Origin of the sequence: Enterobacter sp. NFIX59 (assembly GCF_900113755.1) — a bacterium.
Taxonomy (GTDB): domain Bacteria; phylum Pseudomonadota; class Gammaproteobacteria; order Enterobacterales; family Enterobacteriaceae; genus Enterobacter; species Enterobacter pseudoroggenkampii.
The window spans coordinates 24993-44055 of record NZ_FOQN01000004.1; the positions used below are offsets into that span (position 1 = coordinate 24993).

The 19063-nt window shown below is 46.8% G+C and carries 17 protein-coding genes; 6 read left to right on the plus strand and 11 right to left on the minus strand.

Translation table 11 applies throughout. The features are described 5' to 3' along the window. Positions 1-162: 162 nt before the first annotated feature. From BM007_RS14595 to BM007_RS14605, 4 genes are read right to left on the minus strand one after another with little or no spacing between them, the layout of a single operon-like run. Positions 163-2055, minus strand: coding sequence for an ATP-binding protein (locus BM007_RS14595; protein WP_048224165.1), 1893 nt, complete (start codon positions 2053-2055; stop codon positions 163-165). Further along, the gene (locus tag BM007_RS14600; RefSeq protein WP_048224162.1) at positions 2048-2569 is read right to left on the minus strand and encodes an ABC-three component system middle component 5; all 522 of its coding nucleotides are present in this window, start codon (positions 2567-2569) and stop codon (positions 2048-2050) included. The genes BM007_RS14595 and BM007_RS14600 overlap by 8 nt, the downstream gene beginning before the upstream one ends. Further along, positions 2563-3105, minus strand: coding sequence for an ABC-three component system protein (locus tag BM007_RS23055; RefSeq protein WP_072061320.1), 543 nt, complete (start codon positions 3103-3105; stop codon positions 2563-2565). The genes BM007_RS14600 and BM007_RS23055 overlap by 7 nt, the downstream gene beginning before the upstream one ends. After that, complete coding sequence (locus BM007_RS14605; RefSeq protein ID WP_090419463.1) at positions 3102-3461, minus strand: hypothetical protein; 360 nt, start codon at positions 3459-3461, stop codon at positions 3102-3104. The genes BM007_RS23055 and BM007_RS14605 overlap by 4 nt, the downstream gene beginning before the upstream one ends. 1113 nt (positions 3462-4574) lie before the next feature. Between BM007_RS14605 and BM007_RS14615 the strand changes: the two genes are divergently transcribed. Further along, complete coding sequence (locus BM007_RS14615; RefSeq protein WP_090419466.1) at positions 4575-5744, plus strand: hypothetical protein; 1170 nt, start codon at positions 4575-4577, stop codon at positions 5742-5744. A gap of 223 nt (positions 5745-5967) precedes the next feature. Beyond that, positions 5968-7359 (plus strand): HNH endonuclease signature motif containing protein, encoded by a 1392-nt coding sequence (locus tag BM007_RS14620; protein WP_090419469.1) that lies wholly within the window; start codon positions 5968-5970, stop codon positions 7357-7359. A 414-nt stretch (positions 7360-7773) separates the two neighbouring features. Here BM007_RS14620 and BM007_RS14625 read toward each other — a convergent pair whose 3' ends face one another. From BM007_RS14625 to BM007_RS14650, 5 genes are all read right to left on the minus strand, one after another. Further along, on the minus strand, positions 7774-8388 hold the full coding sequence (locus BM007_RS14625; RefSeq protein ID WP_090419472.1) for a recombinase family protein: 615 nt from the start codon (positions 8386-8388) through the stop codon (positions 7774-7776). Positions 8389-8739: 351 nt separating this feature from the next. Beyond that, entirely contained in the window at positions 8740-9114 is a 375-nt protein-coding gene (locus tag BM007_RS14630; protein WP_048224154.1) for a hypothetical protein, read from the minus strand. A gap of 168 nt (positions 9115-9282) precedes the next feature. Continuing rightward, a complete protein-coding gene (locus BM007_RS14635; protein ID WP_048224151.1) occupies positions 9283-9633 on the minus strand; it encodes a hypothetical protein in 351 nt (116 codons plus the stop codon). Continuing rightward, positions 9623-10387, minus strand: a complete 765-nt coding sequence (locus tag BM007_RS14640; protein WP_175557804.1) for a lysozyme inhibitor LprI family protein — start codon at positions 10385-10387, stop codon at positions 9623-9625. The genes BM007_RS14635 and BM007_RS14640 overlap by 11 nt, the downstream gene beginning before the upstream one ends. Positions 10388-10645: 258 nt before the next feature. After that, positions 10646-12562 (minus strand): recombinase family protein, encoded by a 1917-nt coding sequence (locus tag BM007_RS14650; protein WP_090419475.1) that lies wholly within the window; start codon positions 12560-12562, stop codon positions 10646-10648. Between the two features lie 89 nt (positions 12563-12651). Here BM007_RS14650 and BM007_RS14655 point away from each other — a divergent pair, with 89 nt between their 5' ends. Continuing rightward, on the plus strand, positions 12652-12837 hold the full coding sequence (locus BM007_RS14655; protein ID WP_090419477.1) for a Fe-S-cluster oxidoreductase: 186 nt from the start codon (positions 12652-12654) through the stop codon (positions 12835-12837). On the opposite strand, the gene setB is transcribed toward BM007_RS14655, so the two are convergent. After that, positions 12834-14015 carry a sugar efflux transporter SetB gene (setB, locus tag BM007_RS14660; protein ID WP_090419480.1) on the minus strand — a complete coding sequence of 394 codons (1182 nt, stop codon included), beginning with the start codon at positions 14013-14015 and terminating at the stop codon, positions 12834-12836. The two genes, BM007_RS14655 and setB, sit on opposite strands and share 4 nt — an antisense overlap. 361 nt (positions 14016-14376) lie before the next feature. Here setB and fruB point away from each other — a divergent pair, with 361 nt between their 5' ends. Genes fruB through fruA form a run of 3 tightly spaced genes read left to right on the plus strand, consistent with a single transcriptional unit; the run spans position 14377 to position 18147 of the window. Then, positions 14377-15507, plus strand: coding sequence for a fused PTS fructose transporter subunit IIA/HPr protein (gene fruB, locus BM007_RS14665; RefSeq protein ID WP_090419482.1), 1131 nt, complete (start codon positions 14377-14379; stop codon positions 15505-15507). After that, positions 15507-16445 (plus strand): 1-phosphofructokinase, encoded by a 939-nt coding sequence (fruK, locus tag BM007_RS14670; protein ID WP_023312480.1) that lies wholly within the window; start codon positions 15507-15509, stop codon positions 16443-16445. The genes fruB and fruK overlap by 1 nt, the downstream gene beginning before the upstream one ends. 16 nt (positions 16446-16461) lie before the next feature. Further along, positions 16462-18147 carry a PTS fructose transporter subunit IIBC gene (fruA, locus tag BM007_RS14675; RefSeq protein ID WP_024908174.1) on the plus strand — a complete coding sequence of 562 codons (1686 nt, stop codon included), beginning with the start codon at positions 16462-16464 and terminating at the stop codon, positions 18145-18147. A 47-nt stretch (positions 18148-18194) separates the two neighbouring features. Here fruA and nfo read toward each other — a convergent pair whose 3' ends face one another. After that, positions 18195-19052 (minus strand): deoxyribonuclease IV, encoded by an 858-nt coding sequence (nfo, locus tag BM007_RS14680; protein ID WP_024908173.1) that lies wholly within the window; start codon positions 19050-19052, stop codon positions 18195-18197. Between the last annotated feature and the right edge of the window lie 11 nt (positions 19053-19063).

Sequence of the window (19063 nt, forward strand, 5' to 3'; positions counted from 1 at the left end):
AAAGTTCTCCGTAGTGGTATTCAAGGCTTTTTTGAGGGGGTATGGAGCACTCTTGGTATAGATTCGGTAACAAACTAATTACGCGCTCTAGAATCTGCTACAAAGATAGATGAAACCCGGAAAATTGCTTTATGAGAGAAATATTTCCGGGTTTACATGTATTTATAGATTAAGTGTGTGAGTGCCTTTAGGATAATAAGGGCCAACACAATATGAAGTGTCGTTTAACTCTGGAGATATCATGGATGTTGTAAATATTAACTGATACTCATCATGTAAATTTTGGCATTCATTAATTATAACGTGTTGGAAATTATGGCTTCGTGCATCAACCATTCCTTTATCTTCAATATTATCCATAATAATGAAATTAGGTAGGCGTGACTCTGGATCGTCAACGCAGTGGAGGAAGATAGCAAGCCGAATACTGTTTTTGAAAATAACCATTGAACTAGCGGAAAATTTACTCATGCCGTCCAAATACATTCTGTCTCGAGCAAAGTCAATAATAACATCGCCAGGGTTATCGAATGCAGGCTCGTTGCCACCATCTGATATTAACAGTCTTTTGGTTATTTGCTCTATATCGGAGTATACAGCCACTTGTCTTTCTGCTTGAAGTTTGTCTAATGAAGCAAGTTTATCTTTAATTTCCAAAATTCTTTTTTGGGCTTGTTGCTTCTCCAGTAAGAGAGCATTTATTTTAGAAATGCCACCTCTGTTTTCTTCAAGAGAAAGAATGGCTCCCTCAATAAATCCGATGCTTTTTCCAATTTCAATAATCAAGCTTTCTTTTTCGGATGGAATCAATGAGAAAGTCTTAAGGCTACGAGATAGCTCATTTATTTTTAAGCTTGTCTTTTCTAGATTAACATTAAGGTCTCTGATCTCACTTTCAAGACTTGCAATAACTTGACTGCTTTCTTTTATTTGAAAGTTCAGGTTGTTGAGTTGTTTGACATAAGCATCATCAGACGAGTTTTTGCTATTTTTACTTTTGCATAATCCACAGCTTTCTAAATCGGTGCTTATCTCAATATGATTTAAACATGAGGGGCAATATTTGAATTCAATACTACCAAGTGAATTATTAACGGACTTAGAATGTAATAGTGCATCTTTCCTTGATTCTAGTGAAATTAAGAAAAGTTTCGTGTCGCTCATTTCTTTTGATAAAGAAATGATTTCTTCCTGTATTTTGAATCGGAAAGATATCAACTCAAGATTTTCATTTTGTAATTTTGCTAAAACGGATTTGTCTTCGCTGCTATCATCCGTGTTTCCACCAGAAAGCAACGTTTGCATCTCTTCATTAAGTTTATCAAGTTCAAGTGAGTATTTTTCAATGCGCTGATTTAATGAATGTTCACTTACTTTTACATCATCTCCGCCAATTATCTTAAATATTGAATTCGCTTCTGAATTGAATTTTTCGAAACGTTTTGTTTCTGATAACAGTTCTTGTCTTAAGTTGTGAGCTTCTAAGTCATCAATGCCAAGAAGGTATTCACCAATAGCTCTTCTTAAGTTAGGATTATCAAAGTTCTTCTCTTCTTTTAAAAGCTTGGTTGTTGCTGATAATTGGTCAACGTACATCAATCGCATTATCTGATGGAGAGTTAAATTTCGGTCATCATCAGTTTTATGTCTTGGAAGACTCAAAAGCTCAAAAAGCTGCTGAGAAAAGCTATGTAATGTATCACTTCTGCGATAAGGATAACCTGTCCAGTGAGCATTGAGTTTGATGGATGAGTCAATAGTACCTTCATGCAAGTACATCTTTGACAGTCCGTTTTCAACAATATCTCTTTTTAATGTGACCCTAATTCCGTTGAGTGAAACTTGAGCAAATACTTTATCACAATATGATTGATGTTGAGTCCAGTCAGTTATAACTGAACCTAAAGCATAAGACAATAAATCTACAATCGTTGATTTGCCCGTCCCATTCCAACCTCTTATTATATTAACGCCTTTGTGGAATTCTTGGTCATACACAAAAATGCCGTTCCTGGATACAGCGAATCTTTCAACAATCAAATGAGGCTTAATCATTTGTATCTACCTCGTCATATCTATATTCCATAAGACCTGTTCTTTTTTTTAGTCCGTTGGAGCCGTAAAATTCAATTTGCTGGAACCCTTTGGATATTAGGGCAAACCATTCACTCTTCCTGTAAGAAACTTCGCTCAAAGAATGTTTTAAATCTTCAGGTAAAACAGTTTTAGTCCTTTTTATCTTTCCATTTGTATAACTTTCCATATCAATTAAATTCTTGGACAAAAGATGATGGAACGCGATAGATTGAATTCGTCTTAGTTCAATGAAAATCCGATTAGGATTCTGAATGTTCTCGTAAGGTTCACTTATCTTTTGTATTGCTTTTTTATAACGTCTTAATTCATTCGGAAATGGTTTTATGAGTTTTAAAAGACTAGGGAAAAGTACATAAAAGTCCATTAGCCTGAATAGTTCAATATCAATTTCACAGTCATTTTGCTCTTCTAATAAAAGCAACGATCTATAGACACAATGGCTGGTATCGAATATTGGGTGATATATTAACATTTAATCCCCCACGATACATGACATAAGCCAGTCAAAAAATAAAGCATTCCTGATACCAACTCAGTAGTAATCAAGCTATCGTAACGAACAATAGCTTTATGCACTGGTTGAATTATTTCAATATTAACTAGTCTATCGATTTCTACTTTACTTTGACCACTCATTATTGCTGGGTAAATACACTGATGCCAGCTCGAACAAATGGCTGAAAGAATCTGAATGTATACTGTTTGTTCAACCAGAGACATTTGATCTTTAGCAACTCTCCGAGCAAATTTATTTTTTAGCCTAGTTGCTCTTTCCACTAAGTCAGATCTGTCACCGCGTAAAAGTTTACCTTCCAGTCCAATGATCTCTCTTCCTGGATAATCATCTAGATACTCTGCTAAATCTTCCATTATGGATATTAATTCGTCATGGCCTAAACAAGACTTTTTAACCTGATCAATGGTCGATTCTAAACTCGACAGTGTATAAAAATTGTTGTCGCCGTCATGCGATGCGCCATCTTGATATTTAACTTGAGATATAGTCATGAGAAATTGTTATCTCCCTCATGTCTTGCATTATCTTTATATTCAACGGTCTGGATTTTCACATGGGGAGGTGTTGATGACGGCAGCTCTGCCTTGGTCTCATTATTAGTAGCATCTAGAGGACGGGTGTCATCATTTTCAACTGTAGGATAGGTTTTTGCTGTTTTTAATGTAGAATAAATGAAGAATATAGCCAAGAGAACAAGAATGATTAGGATTAAAATGAAGAACCTATTAATTCCTAAAAAATCTGTTATTTTTTCGTCGAAGATTTTATCAATAACAAAATAAAAAACGTAAAGTACGAGCCCGGGAAGACCAACTTTTTTTATTGATTTACTCCAAAAATCGCTCATAAATTTCCCTATACTATAGTTAGCACATTGAAAGTATTGACAATTTACCATTAACTAAGTCTAAAATCCATAAAAAATCAATCAAGATATGCTATAGGTTATTTTATGTTTTTCAATGGGTTATCGAATGAAAGATAGATAGAATACTAAATAGGAATCGATCTGATAGTCTTAGACTTTGCTCATCGCCCAAGCAGCATTGTCAATGCTTACTATAGTAATGGACAGACAGAGCAATGATGGTAAACGTGCCCAAAGCTACGCAGTACTATCCCGATCATTACGTCGTACATCGTGCTAATCCTACAACACTCGCAGGTCCGATATTCTGGCTTTCTTACCTAGCAAAAGAACGCAGGAAGTTGCAAACAGGGAAGGGAACGCGCTTATACTCAACATCAAAGTTGAGTCGTAAAGCACTGGATTCGTAAATATCGCACAGGAAGCCCGTAGAGCGTTTTTCTTTGCAAGGTATCAATCGTATCAGCCATATCATAAAAATCGCTTACAGCCTCGCTCAGAGCGTTTTAAGGCATGATTTGTAACTGGTTAACTTTATGCTTCGGTCAGATGCATGATAGTTCAACTATAGTTGCTATGCTGATAGATTCATACATCACTTCAAAATTCCTCGCGAAGCGAGGGACACGAACGAAGTGAGTGTCTGTGTACGATGTACTGTTTATAATATTTATATTTTATATATAGAGAAAACAGTACATTTCCGTATGTTTTTTAACCAGCATTAACTATCCGTCTTCGCTTCGCTTGACGGAACTCGCTTCGCTCGCCATTCAGGATATAACTTCAGCGTTTGAAACGATTTTCGCAACCCTTAGAACGTTTTGTTCAATGTTCATTGTCCGGTCAGAATCGAAGATAAAATATTTGATTTGGCCTGACACAGCTTTGGCACAGATCCTCTCCCATTTTGACACTTCCGCCCTGTGACAGAAGCGGAAGTTGAACAACCATCTGTGCGATCAAAATATAACAATATTTTGAAGGTGCAGCGGGTATCACTATCTTAAAACATGATATGTAAGAAGATAGGGGGCTGTGAGGAACCCAGATGGGATTTATCGTTGATGGAGCCAAGCTGAGATATCCGTTATGAAGAGACCAATAGCGCACAAAAATGATCGTCTGCCAGTGCCGAAAACGAATCACTTTACGCTTGAAGCGAGGCAGCGTGTTATCAATGGACTTGTTGCGACGGCTAAAGCTGACTTCGTATCCTTAGTTAACTGGCTGAAAACAGGTAAACAGAATGGTGAACCTATTCCGTTAGATAAATGCGAAAGTCTTCGAACTGCTATTCTTAATCTTGGGACCCTTAAAGCTGGTGTACAAACCGACTGGAAGCAGGTAATCCAGTTGATGGAAAAAGAAATCAAAAAAAGCCATCAACTGAATGCCTCGGTTCCTGCATCCTCGCAGCTTGTTACTGGTGTTCTAAGAAGTCTTAATGATATCAGCGAGAAGATCGCTGCGGGCAAAGCTGTTCCCGAGATGCTTGGCAGGCTCGAGAATATGCAGCAAATGATTGCCAACCTCAAGGATAATGAGGGGCTCATTAAAAGTATCAGCATTCTAACCCGAAGCGCACAGGATGCTTTGCGTGGCTATAGCAAGAAGCAACCAAAATCAAAAATTAGGAGGCCTGAAAAAGCAAATCCTCTCCTTCGTGAAGAACAATCCTTTCGTGCTGAGTGTGCCCCACTAATCGGGGAAAACGATATTTTCATAATCGCTAGTTGCCTTATTTCAATGTCGGCTCGGTTGGGGCAGTCCCCTGTTAGCCTGGCTAAAAGAGCAGCCGCGTTAAAAGGTGTCATCAAAACTGGGCTTTTGCCCGAACTGCTGGAGTTACTTCAGCAGGATGTGGAGTTGAATGCCTTAGTTCCGCTCAACATAGACAAAGATGACATTACTCGTAGTGATGGTGGTAAGCTTGTGGGATTGACAGGGGTCGTTGAGGGGGGCTCCTCTATCGGTGTGGAAGCGCAGCGTATTATTACCGCAGAACTTAAAAAGCTCGCGTATATCTCCGCAGTTCAGCGCGTTTATCTGGATACAGCTCGTTTAGGACTGGCTTTGGAAAACGATACTTTTAAGGTTATCGAGGAGGTAAAACGTATTGCTGAGAAGCACAATTGGAGTCCATTATCGGTTGCGGTGTATGCGACTTCCAAAACGCCTGGCATAAGGCCGGATATCGCCGGAGATGTGATTACTTTACTGGCACAGGATGAGATCCTTTCAGCGACCGTCAAACGATAACTTTATTTGTATTAGCTCAGATTTGACCTGACATAGGTGTGGCCCAGGGCTGGACTTAATCTGACAGTCCGCTCCGTGCCAGGAGCAGATGTTGTTGATATCAGTTTGTGTTGAGTAACGGGGAACATATCAACTGCAAAATGAGGCCTGTGTTTTCTATAAGTTCAGGTGAAAGTACATACCTTAACTAATCACCCCGGTGGCTATCGGGCAAGAGGCAACAATGGCGAAGAAACGCAAGGCGAAAAACTACATAACACCTGAGAAGATTGCAGCACGCAAGCAGGAAGAACAGCGTCATAAGCAAGCCGATGAGGTTATGGCCAACCTCAAGATCGGGAAAAGTCAGTACTTGGGCGTTTCTATTTGGAAGAATATCACCATCCAGCTGGCACGCGGAAAAAACGTCGCTGAAATCACGTACGATATGGAACGAGATACGTTGGTCGGCCAGTGCCGTACTATAGAGGTTAAACGCCTTCGAGCCAAAGAACATCAACAGCAAAGCAGAGCCAGTGCGGAAAAGATTGTAGCACCGCGCGTCCCGCCGCTAGCCACACCGGCTACCGTGGATAACCGCCAGAAACCGGGCAAACTCAGAGCCAAAACCCTTCATCTGCTGAAAAAAAAGCCCGCTAGCAGCAAAGTGGATGCGTGGACGATTGCACGCGACGTGTCACGGTCATCCGCACCTCAAAAGAAATTGACCTTTGGAGCGGTATTACATCAGAACCCAGTAGCTAAGCCTGAAGTTATCAGCTTTAGCGGAAACGAGAAGCGGTTAGAGGGGGCTGACACGCCAGCGGCTACCATTAAAAGATACGATCTTCCGCTGCCTAAGCCTAGAGAGGCCACCATGAGGCGCAAACTGACGGGTATTGAGAAGGCCATGAAGATGGTTCCCGTTGCAAGCCGTCACGAGTTTGCGATGTTCGTACATAAACACCATGAAAGTGGTTACACAGCAGAACAACTGCTCGCACAGTACTTGGCTGCTGCAATTACTGCACCTGGAGCAAATGATTCAGTTGTTGTCGTGCCGGAGATTATTAACGAAACGGCCGCCGTAGAGTTGACCGCACCATTACCGGTATCTCACGATCCATTTAAAGAAGCGCGCTTACCAAACCTCCGCCAGACGCTGGATATCAGCATCGAAACGCCGAAAGGTATGGACGAGCTGGGAGAGCAGGATATCACTACGGTCAACCCGCTGCGCGATGGCCGCGAGCTGAAAGGCGGCTCCTCCGAACGTCTGGTGCGTCAGCGCGATGCGGCAATCCAGGCTGAGTTTAAAGCAGAGCTTTGCTACAACTTCGGTTACCGTTGTGCCGTGTCCGGTAAACATCTGGGCGGTGTACTGGATGCCGCTCACATTGAAAGCGCGGCCAAAGGGGATTACAGCGCGAGCAACGGCATTCTGCTGTCACCTACTCTGCACCGCCTGTTTGACGCGAACAAGATGGGAATTAATCCTGAGACAATGACTGTTCATTTCAAACCAGGCATTGAGTTTGAGGAATATGAAGGCCGTGTGATCACCCCAATGCATTACCGCCTGAACAAAGACAAACTGGCTGCTCGCTGGGGTGAATACCTGAGAGACGCAAATTGAGATACGCCATGCACCGCTACCTTGAAGCAGGGCATAAAAAAACTGCCGCTGTTGATACCAGTGTAATTTCCGCCACTAATCACCCTTTCCTAGTACTTCCTATATGGCCAGAAGCGGGCGTTACGCACAAACTCTAATGGTTAATGGGCGAGGTATCTAATGCGCTTACAGGACGATGATAAAGTCTTGAGTGTTCTGGCTGCAAAGTAATCTCTTGAGTTACGGTTTATAAAGTGGAGTATATTGTTGTTTTAAAGATATCAGATCCAGGGTTCGCAATAGGGATGTAATGTTAGTGGCAAAATATTCAATTGCACATGGTAACAGTCTGCTATTTGCTCAGAGCGGACAGTCAGATTTGATTGTACTTTGTCTACTGTAACTGTCACTTCGAGCTAATACACTTATTTTGAACTAGATTACCAATTCCTTTTTGATCCGGTAGAACGTTGCACGACTGATATCAGCAGCTTTCATTATGTGAGCTGGTTTAACGTTCTGTGCCAACATTTCACGTACCACTTCACGGGCTTCCATATCTTTCTCTTTTCCCGTATACAAACCTGCCTGTTTTGCTCTCTCGATCCCCTGTGCCTGGCGTTTACGGCGGGTTTCATAATCTTGTCGTGCCATTGTCGCAAGGATATCGATCAGCATAGCATTGACTGCCCGAAGAATGCCGCTGGTAAGGTCGTTGCCGGACATTTCAACCATCTGCCAGCTTGTTGGCAAATCCATCGAAACAATAACCAGTCCTTTACTGTTCAGCGTAGCTTTGAGTTCAGCCCATTCTTCATGTTGAAGACGACTGAGACGGTCAATCGATTCGATGAGAAGCAGATCGCCGGGTTGTGCTTCCTCAAGGAGATGCATCAGTTCCACACGCTCCAGCTTCGCACCACTGGCATTTTCAATGTATTCTCCGGCTACTTGCCAGTTTTTGCTTTGCGCAAATTCGCGCAGGCTAATTAATGCACGATCAGCATGTTGGCCTTCGGTAGATGCACGGCAGTAAATACGGACATTCATCATGCATTCTCTTTTGAGTGTTAAATGGATACCTATATGATACAGTGCGTGTTTTTGTTGTCAATAGAGTCAAATTCAACCCTATTGAGACTTTGTATCATGGTCTTTATCAGGTATACCCTAAAGAGACCTACAAGATGGAGAAAAACATCGACAATTTTGAAAGGAAGGGGATACCCGATTAGCCTTAACGCAGTAAACCACCCGCACAACGCGCTGAGATATCACTCTCCGAGGGAACTCCGGCGGCAGCGGGCGTTGTTAACTTAAAATACAAAAATTGTCCGGGAATGGCGGATCAAGAGCATCCGCAATATTACTCTTCTGGCGTGCAATTAGGCCAAGAGGGAATTAATAGCCAATTGGGAGTTTCTTGCTTGGTTTGTTTATTTCTTCCCTCAATTTGTATTGATTGTAAGGCTTGTAGCCACGTTCCCAACGACCGTTCGTATATTTCTTGCAGCGTCGCTCAATAACATGCTCCATTTTTTCAAGAATATTTTGTTCTAATTTGAATAACTGGTCATATGTACCATCATGCTGACGGGCGTCTGCTGATGCAACAGTTAGAAGAAGGTCTCTGCTTGGTCCACCGTTTTGGCAAAGAGAGTCATCCGGTACTTTGGACAGGTCTTTTGCAGTTAGCATGAGACCTGGTGACATCGCCCAGGAACTAGCTGATAATGATGCTACTGAAAGAATGGTAGTTACTAATAGCTTCTTCATTATATTATCCTTCTTTGAATTATCATTCCTACTATTAGGAAGTTAAAATATCTATATTGCTTTGAATTTTTTGAATGATTCTGAACTGCCTACTTGAGATGGATGCAAGAAGGTATATCAAAAATGATGACTGAAATTTTAATACAACCTTCGTAAGGTGATTTTGTTTCATTCTTCCATGAGTTCTATTTTTGTTACATGAGTGCCATTGCAGTATATTTTCAAATCTTCAGGCGGGGACTTCACTGCGTTACGGATTTTATTCATTGTATCTATCGTTAAAATATCGCAGCCTTCCATATACATAACCTTGCGAGTATCAATATCTGATATGTTAGTGAAACAGCTACTGACCCATGAATCAGGTATTTCAATTCCATGTATCAGTTTCATATACTCAATGATGAACGACTCTGTCATGTGAAATCGCCCGATCGTGTATTTTCCGATATACGCATTACCAGAAGACGAAGGTACCCAATCATTTTTTAAAACTAGAGTCTGTGCATTATTTCTCATTTTCAGACTCCAGTTCATGAATGCGATTGTTTGTCATGTCAACAAGGCATTTCTGTTCGTTATTGCAGTCGGATTTTTTCTTTATCCATTCTCTTTGAGAAGGGAGTAAGCGTTTTCGTGTTTCAGGGCTAAGGTTTTTCCAGACCGAATTTAGTTTCTCATCGCTTGCTTTATAACTGTGTGTATCGACATTTGAGGTTACTGCATTGTTTTTGGTGGCTTCGCGGTTGTTATTATAGAAAATGGGTGCGCGAACTCCCTGAGCGTAGTCTTTAGCTGCTTTGTCCCACACACCTTGACCATTGGCAGTCAGTATCTTTCTGAATTCTGTAGTGTTGAAACTGTAATTGCGGATCTCGCCATTGAAATCTAGTTTCACGTTGACGATGGTAGACTTCGCAATGCCAGTCAAGAAATCCCCAGCTTCTGAACCAAGTGAACAGACTAATTCCTTCGTATCGTCGTTATTCTTTGGGCGTAGTCCGTGCATCGTGAATCTGCCGTTATCAGTTGTAGCAGTGATATCTACCAGCGGCACGATCGAGGATGATTGCTTTGTTATCGCGAAGCATATTCCCTTCAGATTTACATCCCTGTCCATTCCGAGAAACATCAGGGCGTTTTTGTCGTTGCTGGCGACACCTGCTGATTTCGCCTCTGGCAAGAAATAGACGGTACTGGAGGCGGCGGTTATAGCTGAAATGAGAACAACGCCTGATGCCATGATTTTTAAAGTTTTTATAAGGATAGTCATTCTGGATACCTTCTTTCTATTGCACTCCATCGGGGGCAGATCACCATCCCGTGAGTCTTGCTTGTGAGAAACACTACTCGAAGAATCATGATCTTACATTGATCTATAAAATCTATCAATAACGTAAAATTGATCTATAAAAGCGATCGATTGGGGTGTGTATAATTCCGAGATTGCTTTGATGTAACGGAAACGGAGACATGGCTATTGGGGGCGTTGGTAGGCTTCCCCTTGATAGGTATGCAAGGGGAGAGTGATTTACTGTAAAAGTTTTTCTAAGTCTTCCAGCGAGTTAATCTCGTATTTATTACCGTTGACAGTTGCATACGATTTATTTGTAGTGCTAGCTACCTTGATAGCCAATCCATTACCTTCGCTTTGGTTTACACCATCCTCCAGCTTGGTTATAAACGTCGGGTTTAGAATGCTGACTTCATGCTTGTCCTTAATATGCTGTGCAAATTTTTCAGGTGAAATCAGTTCATCAATGAAGGAGTGCAACACAAGCCCTTGCATTTTTAGTAAGTCATGATCATTAACTGTCTGTGCTTCTACATACGAAACACCAGGTGATCGGTTTCGATTGAACTTAATCACGATTCTCTGTTTTGTCTCGTCGGCGAAGGTTACTTCAAAATGACCATACCGCCCATCAATGTCATAGCAATCAATACGTTTGATAGCTTGCTTTATCTTCAACCTAATTCGCTTACGATCAGGGTTTTTAGTGTCATGAACATCGAAATTTCGGAATTGATCCCAGCCAGTTGTTTGAATTTCTGAGCGGCTGATTTTGTACTGTTGATATTCTCGCTCAAGCGTTATTTTTTTCTGTTTATTGGCATTAATCTGATCTGCCAATTCTTCGAGGTCATCTGTCAAAGTTGCCAGCTTTAGCAGCTTTTTAACAGCTTCAGATGCCTTTTCAATCTCAGATTCGTACCAAGCCGTTTTATCTTCTTGGTGGTTGTTCCAGACGTGATCAGCGATTAGTTGCAAAACAGTGTGCTCAAGCTGGTATGACGTAAAACCTTTTTTACCGCAAGGTTTACCCTGAACGATTTTTGAACCACATATATAACGGTACTTGTTTTCACTTGAACCAGATTTGAACATGAAAGAACCACATTTTCCGCAAAAAAGAATACCGATACCTGAGAGTAGCGGGATTTCTGGTTCAGGGTTACCTGCTGGATATTTTGATGAATTACGAGTGATGGCGCGGTGTCGATCTAATTTCGAAAGTGTCAAGTAGTCCACCTCCGACATAAGAGCAGGGTAGTAATCAGGGATAATGAATGTTTCTTTTAACGGTTCATCTGATTCGGAATCGTATATGATGACACCTGATTCATCGCGTTTATCCAGCTTAAAGGTTTTTTGTCCGTGAACAGTGGGGTTCAAAAATGTCCTGATCAAATGTTTACCCCATTGTTCAGTTTTGGGTGTCAGCGCTTGACCTGTCTGGTCTTTATAAACCCTCTTTTTAGGGGCAGGGTAATGTTCGTTAAGATATCGTTGGATTCCAAGAAGAGTTTCACCGTTTTGTTTAAGTTCGATAATCTTCTGAGCTGCGGTAAAATATAGAGGATGTGGAGTAACGTATCCTGATTTTGTATCTACCCACCAAACATTCTGACCGACGGATTCTATTGCTTTTGCTGGTGTTCCCGATTCTCTTGTCAGGTTGTGTCGTATCAACGAACGGGCCTGGGCTTCAACTCGATTCTTTTTTGTCAACGACTCGTCGTGGGCGCGTGTGAACATCAACAATGAAATGATTAAATCGGTTGGATTATTCTTTACGTCCGCGTACTTATAGACCTTTTCATCCATGCCAGTAACAACGACTATCCCCCTGCTAAGTATGTTCTTGAATATATCCAAAGCGCTCCAGGCATCATCACGACTAATGCGGTCAAGATTTTCGACGACTAGCCACGAGCCAACGGGAACCTTAGCCCCAATCTGCTTGATGAACTCCGATAGCTTCCCTTCATGAGCATTTTTTCCTTTGAACGCAGACATGCCGAGATCGTGGAAAGCCGTTGTATCAAGTTCGAGATTATAACGGGCCGCAATTTTTAGAGCGGTATCTTGCTGACGCTCCAGGGAGTTACCTTCCCGTTGTTTCACAGATGAAAAACGCACGTACGAATACAGCTTGGGTTTCATTGAGTGTGATTCCCTTCGGATGGTATTGATTGATCAGATAGACCTGATGCTAACAGCAGGAATGTGAATTTTAAACAGTGAATAATTATATGTTAGGCAAGCCTGCCAATACCCGCTGCGTTCAGCTCTCGGAAACCAACCTGTGCATGATCTTTGGCTCACCGTTGCGCCCGAAAGTCTGCTCCGGGCTTCAGCCCGCTGCCGAAATGTGCGGCAGCACGCGAGAGCAGGCGATGACGTACCTTCTTGAACTTGAAACGCTCACCGCGCCTTAAACGTCTTTAATTCTCGCCAGGCAGCCCATCGTCAGCGTACACATCACCAGCGCAATCCAGAACACCGTGTGATAGTTCCAGATTTCGGCCACGACACCGGCCATTGAGCCCGCGATAATCCAGCCCACGCGGGTGGTATTAGTATAAAGGGTGGTGGCTGAGCCTGCCTGACCCGGCATCAGATCCTGGAAATAGAGCATGCCTATCCCGGCGAGAATGCCAATATAGATGGCGTTCAGCAGCTGTAACGCCAGCAACAGCCCAGGCGTATGTACCGTCAGCATACCGATATAAAACAGCAGACCGGCGACAGCGGCGATGCGCATTAAAAACCGCTTTCCGAAGCGCTTAGCGTAATAGCCCGCGATGAGCATCGTCGGGATCTCAAGCCCGGCCGCGGTGCCCATCATGATGCCCGCCAGCTTCTCCGACAGGTGCAGTTCATCAATAATAAACAGCGGCATATTGATGATATACAGGCTGTTAGTGCCCCACATCAGCGTGCAGATAACAAACAGGAGCAGGGCATCGCGGCGGTTACGGCGCGGCGCTTCCAGCACGCCCGTTGCCACCTTGGGCTCTTTGCGCATGGACGGCAGGAATAACCACACCAGCGCGCCGCACGCCACAAACGCGACTGCCGCGCTCAGGTACATCACCGTAAAGCCAAAACCCATCGCCAGCGCGTAGGCCAGCGGTGGACCAATCACCCATGCCAGCGATACCTGCGCACGCAGGACAGAGCTGAACATCACCGCTTCACGGCCGGTATGGTCGGCGTGTTCGCGGGCAAGGGCGAACAGCTGCGGGTTTGCCGTCGAGCCAAAGCTGCTCAGAAATACCCCGACGAAGAGCAGAATGAAATAGTTGCGGTTCCAGGCAAACAGAACGCAGGCCATGACCCCCAGCAGACAGCAGAAAACGATCAGGCTTTTACGATCGCCTTTTCTGTCGGATCGCCCCGCCAGAAACTGACTGACCAGGATGCCGATGATGGCGCTTCCGGTAAAAAAGAAGCCTACCATCGCCGGACGGACGTGAACCTCATTTGTGAGGAATAAGCTCAATGTCGGCGTCTGTAACGCACCGGCAATGCCCGTGAAGAAGGCAACAACGAGGAATGCCGCAGAGGTCAAATCAAAGGGCTTCGGCGAGACCGCCGCAGGGGTGTTATGCATGTTTTATAATTAGCGAGTAGCAGAGAGGGGCGGAGTTTACGCCGTCAACTAAAAAATAAACAGTGGGTGCGGTCAATGATGCCACGAAAAATCAAAATGGCATTTCAACTTACCTCTCACCCGGCTGACCTTAGCTGAAACTGGCTTGCTGAACTTCAGCAAAATTCAGCTGAACGAAGAAGAAATGTGCTGTATCTCTAAATTCTGAGATCGGAAATACGAGTTTACTTGCAAGACATTGCAGAAAGCGCAAGACTTTTTGAAACGTTTCAGCGCTATCTTGTTTTAACAAACGGAGCAGGCTAGCGCATTTTTTCTCATTAAAGCTGAAACGATTCAAGTTCAGCAGGAGTGGAGAACCATGTTCCAGTTATCTGTTCAGGATATCCACCCGGGCGCTCAGGCCGGGGATAAAGAAGAGGCTATTCGCCAGGTTGCCGCTGCGCTCGTGCAGGCGGGTAACGTCGCGGACGGCTATGTCAACGGCATGCTGGCGCGCGAGCAGCAGACCTCAACCTTCCTCGGCAATGGCATTGCCATTCCGCACGGCACCACCGATACCCGCGATCAGGTGTTGAAAACCGGCGTTAAGGTTTATCAGTTCCCGCAGGGCGTGCTCTGGGGCGACGGTCAGGTGGCCTATGTGGCTATCGGTATCGCGGCCAGCAGCGACGAACACCTAGGCTTGCTGCGTCAGCTGACGCATGTCCTGAGCGATGACGATGTGGCTGAACAGCTTAAGTCCGCCACCACAGCTGAAGAGCTGCGTGTGTTGCTGATGGGCGAAAAACAGAGCGAAGCGCTGAAACTGGATAATGAAACGCTGACGCTGGATGTGGTTGCCTCCGATCTGGTGACGCTGCAGGCGCTGAACGCGGGCCGTCTGAAAGAAGCCGGCGCGGCGGATGCCACGTTTGTGACGCGCGTGATTAACGATAAGCCGTTGAATCTGGGTCAGGGTATCTGGCTTAACGACAGTGCTGAAGGCAACCTGCGCAGCGCTATCGCCGTGAGCCGCGCGGCCAATGCGTTTGACGTAGAAGGCGAGCCTGCAGCCATGCTGGTGACCGTGGCGATGAACGATGAACAGCCGGTTTCCGTGCTGAAGCGTCTGGGCGATCTGCTGCTGAACAACAAAGCTGAAAAACTGCTGAACGCTGATGCCTCCACCGTGCTGGCACTGCTGACCAGTGATGATGCGCCGACTGAAGACGTGCAGACCGCTGAGTTCGTGGTACGTAACGAGCACGGCCTGCATGCCCGTCCGGGCACCATGCTGGTGAATACCATTAAACAATTCGAGAGTGAGATCACCGTGGCGAATCTTGATGGCACGGGCAAACCGGCCAACGGCCGTAGTCTGATGAAAGTTGTCGCGCTGGGCGTGAAGAAAGGGCACCGTCTGCGTTTCACCGCACAGGGTGCTGATGCTGAACAGGCGCTGAAAGCGATTGGCGATGCCATCGCGGCGGGTCTGGGGGAGGGCGCATAATGAGCAGACGTGTTGCGACTATTACGCTGAACCCGGCTTATGACCTGGTAGGATTTTGCCCGGAAATTGAGCGCGGCGAAGTCAACCTCGTGCGTACCACTGGCCTGCATGCTGCGGGTAAAGGGATTAACGTCGCGAAAGTGCTCAAGGATCTCGGTATCGACGTCACCGTGGGTGGATTCCTCGGTAAAGATAACCAGGATGGTTTCCAGCAGCTGTTCAGCGAGCTGGGCATTGCCAACCGTTTTCAGATTGTTCAGGGCCGTACCCGCATCAACGTTAAGCTGACGGAGAAAGACGGTGAAGTGACTGACCTGAACTTCTCTGGCTTCGAAGTGACGCCGTCAGACTGGGAGCGTTTTGTTAACGATTCTCTGACCTGGCTCGGTCAGTTTGACATGGTCTGCGTCAGCGGCAGCCTGCCGTCCGGCGTGAGCCCGGAAGCGTTTACCGACTGGATGACGCGCCTGCGCAGCCAGTGCCCGTGCATCATTTTTGACAGCAGCCGCGATGCGCTGGTTGCGGGCCTGAAAGCCTCGCCGTGGCTGGTGAAGCCGAATCGCCGCGAGCTGGAGATCTGGGCGGGTCGTAAGCTGCCAGAATTAAAAGATGTGATTGACGCTGCCCATGCGCTGCGCGAGCAGGGTATCGCTCACGTGGTGATCTCGCTTGGTGCAGAAGGCGCGTTGTGGGTTAACGCGTCTGGCGAATGGATCGCCAAACCGCCGTCAATGGAAGTTGTGAGTACCGTTGGCGCAGGGGATTCCATGGTTGGCGGCCTGATTTATGGTCTGCTGATGCGTGAATCCAGTGAACATACTTTACGTCTTGCCACTGCCGTTGCTGCCCTGGCCGTCAGCCAGAGCAATGTCGGTATTACCGATCGTACCCAGTTAGCCGCGATGATGGCGCGCGTTGACTTAAAACCTTTTAACTAACAGCAGGAGAGGAATAATGAAAACGCTGCTGATCATTGACTCCGGTCTCGGACAGGCTCGCGCCTATATGGCGAAGACCTTGCTGGGCGCGGCGGCACAAAAAGCACATCTGGAGATTATCGATAATCCAGGCGATGCAGAACTGGCCATTGTACTGGGCGACAAAATCCCGGCTGACAGTGCGCTGAACGGCAAAAAAGTGTGGCTGGGTGATATTAATCGCGCGGTGGCACACCCGGAACTGTTCCTGAGCGAAGCGAAAGGTCACGCGTCTGTCTACAGCGCGCCTGTCGCAGCGGCACCGGCTGCGGCCACGGGTCCGAAACGCATTGTTGCGGTGACGGCCTGCCCGACGGGGGTGGCTCACACCTTTATGGCTGCTGAAGCTATTGAAACCGAAGCGAAAAAACGCGGCTGGTGGGTAAAAGTTGAAACGCGTGGCTCCGTCGGTGCCGGCAACGCTATCACCCCAGAAGAAGTGGCTGAGGCCGATCTGGTGATCGTGGCGGCGGATATCGAAGTGGACCTGGCGAAATTTGCCGGTAAGCCAATGTACCGTACATCTACCGGCCTGGCGCTGAAAAAGACCGCGCAGGAGTTTGATAAAGCGCTGGTAGAAGCGAAGCCGTATCAGGCAACCGGCGCGCGTCAAACCGCGACAGAAGGTAAGAAAGAGTCTGCGGGCGCCTATCGCCATCTGCTGACCGGCGTGTCATACATGCTGCCGATGGTGGTGGCGGGTGGTCTGTGTATTGCCCTCTCGTTCGCGTTTGGTATTACCGCGTTTAAAGAGCAAGGCACGCTGGCCGCTGCGCTGATGCAGATCGGCGGTGGTTCAGCCTTCGCTCTGATGGTGCCGGTACTGGCGGGCTTTATTGCCTTCTCCATCGCTGACCGTCCTGGCCTGACGCCGGGCCTTATCGGCGGTATGCTGGCCGTGAGTACCGGTTCCGGCTTTATCGGCGGGATTATCGCGGGCTTCCTGGCCGGTTACGTCGCGAAGCTCATCAGCTCGAAGCTCAAGCTGCCGCAGAGTATGGAAGCGCTGAAACCGATCCTGATCATCCCGCTGATTTCCAGCCTGGTGGTCGGTCTGGCGATGATTTACCTGATTGGTAAGCCGGTTGCGGGCATCCTGGCGGGTCTGACCCACTGGCTGCAAACCATGGGTACCGCGAACGCGGTTCTGCTGGGTGCAATCCTCGGCGGCATGATGTGTACCGACATGGGTGGTCCGGTGAACAAAGCGGCGTACGCCTTTGGTGTTGGCCTGCTGAGTACCCAGACCTACGCGCCAATGGCAGCCATCATGGCGGCAGGTATGGTGCCTCCTCTGGCGCTCGGCCTGGCGACGATTATTGCCCGTCGTAAGTTCGATAAAGCGCAGCAGGAAGGCGGCAAAGCGGCGCTGGTGCTGGGTCTGTGCTTCATCACCGAAGGGGCAATTCCGTTCGCGGCCCGTGACCCAATGCGTGTACTGCCTTGCTGTATCGCGGGTGGCGCGGTAACGGGGGCAATCTCCATGGCGATTGGTGCGAAGCTGATGGCACCACACGGCGGTCTGTTCGTGCTGCTGATCCCTGGCGCTATCACGCCGGTGCTGGGCTACCTGCTGGCGATTGTTGCCGGTACGCTGGTGGCGGGTCTCTCTTACGCAGTGCTGAAACGTCCGGAAGCGGAAGTCGTGGCAAAAGCAGCGTAAGCGATAAACAACAAAAAAGCCGGGTTGCATTACGCACCCGGCTTTTTTTATGCCGCCTGTTCAGCGGTTTGCTGTGCCTTCAGCCAGGCAATCTCTTCTGCCCAGATATCCGGATTGATGGTTTCCAGCACCATCGGAATACCGTCGAAGCGGGCGTCCTGCATAATAAAGCGAAACGCATCGTGGCCGATGTTGCCTTCGCCGAGGCTGTGGTGGCGGTCAACGCGGCTGCCAAAGGCGCTTTTCGCATCGTTTAAGTGCATGCCGCGCAGGTACTTAAAGCCCACAATGCGCTCGAACTCATCAAACGTGTTTTTCGTTGCCTCGGTTGTGCGCAGGTCATAGCCGGCGGCGAACGCGTGGCAGGTATCAATGCACACGCCAACGCGGGATTTATCCTCCACGCCGTCGATAATCGCCGCCAGATGTTCGAACCTGAAGCCGAGGTTGCTGCCCTGACCGGCGGTATTCTCAATCACCGCGGTGACGCCTTTGGTCTTGTCCAGGGTGATGTTGATGGACTCGGCAATGCGCGCCAGGCAGGCATCTTCGTCGATCTGCATCAGATGGCTGCCCGGATGGAAGTTCAGCAGCGTCAGCCCCAGCTGTTCGCAGCGCTGTACTTCATCAAGAAACGCCTCGCGGGATTTTTCCAGCGCCTCTTCAACCGGGTGACCGAGGTTGATCAGGTAGCTGTCGTGGGGAAGGATTTGGCCTGGCCCGTAGTGGTACTTCTCACAGGCAGCTTTGAAATCATCAATCACTTCAGCGGTGAGCGCTGCGGCGCGCCACTGGCGCTGGTTTTTGGTGAACAGGGCGAAAGCGGTCGCCTCGATTTCGGCGGCGCGAATGGCGGCATTCGCAAGGCCACCTGCAGCGCTGACGTGCGCTCCAACATATTTCATATAAAAACTCC

Coding starts and splice junctions, on each gene's coding strand:
- BM007_RS14595 (WP_048224165.1), bottom strand. CDS start 2,055: ATGATTAAGCCTCATTTGATTGTTGAAAGATTCGCTGTATCCAGGAAC.
- fruA (WP_024908174.1), top strand. CDS start 16,462: ATGAAAACGCTGCTGATCATTGACTCCGGTCTCGGACAGGCTCGCGCC.
- nfo (WP_024908173.1), bottom strand. CDS start 19,052: ATGAAATATGTTGGAGCGCACGTCAGCGCTGCAGGTGGCCTTGCGAAT.
- BM007_RS14620 (WP_090419469.1), top strand. CDS start 5,968: ATGGCGAAGAAACGCAAGGCGAAAAACTACATAACACCTGAGAAGATT.
- BM007_RS14650 (WP_090419475.1), bottom strand. CDS start 12,562: ATGAAACCCAAGCTGTATTCGTACGTGCGTTTTTCATCTGTGAAACAA.
- BM007_RS14655 (WP_090419477.1), top strand. CDS start 12,652: ATGTTAGGCAAGCCTGCCAATACCCGCTGCGTTCAGCTCTCGGAAACC.
- setB (WP_090419480.1), bottom strand. CDS start 14,015: ATGCATAACACCCCTGCGGCGGTCTCGCCGAAGCCCTTTGATTTGACC.
- BM007_RS14615 (WP_090419466.1), top strand. CDS start 4,575: ATGAAGAGACCAATAGCGCACAAAAATGATCGTCTGCCAGTGCCGAAA.
- BM007_RS14630 (WP_048224154.1), bottom strand. CDS start 9,114: ATGAAGAAGCTATTAGTAACTACCATTCTTTCAGTAGCATCATTATCA.
- BM007_RS14605 (WP_090419463.1), bottom strand. CDS start 3,461: ATGAGCGATTTTTGGAGTAAATCAATAAAAAAAGTTGGTCTTCCCGGG.
- fruK (WP_023312480.1), top strand. CDS start 15,507: ATGAGCAGACGTGTTGCGACTATTACGCTGAACCCGGCTTATGACCTG.
- BM007_RS14640 (WP_175557804.1), bottom strand. CDS start 10,387: ATGACTATCCTTATAAAAACTTTAAAAATCATGGCATCAGGCGTTGTT.
- BM007_RS14600 (WP_048224162.1), bottom strand. CDS start 2,569: ATGTTAATATATCACCCAATATTCGATACCAGCCATTGTGTCTATAGA.
- BM007_RS14625 (WP_090419472.1), bottom strand. CDS start 8,388: ATGAATGTCCGTATTTACTGCCGTGCATCTACCGAAGGCCAACATGCT.
- fruB (WP_090419482.1), top strand. CDS start 14,377: ATGTTCCAGTTATCTGTTCAGGATATCCACCCGGGCGCTCAGGCCGGG.
- BM007_RS14635 (WP_048224151.1), bottom strand. CDS start 9,633: ATGAGAAATAATGCACAGACTCTAGTTTTAAAAAATGATTGGGTACCT.
- BM007_RS23055 (WP_072061320.1), bottom strand. CDS start 3,105: ATGACTATATCTCAAGTTAAATATCAAGATGGCGCATCGCATGACGGC.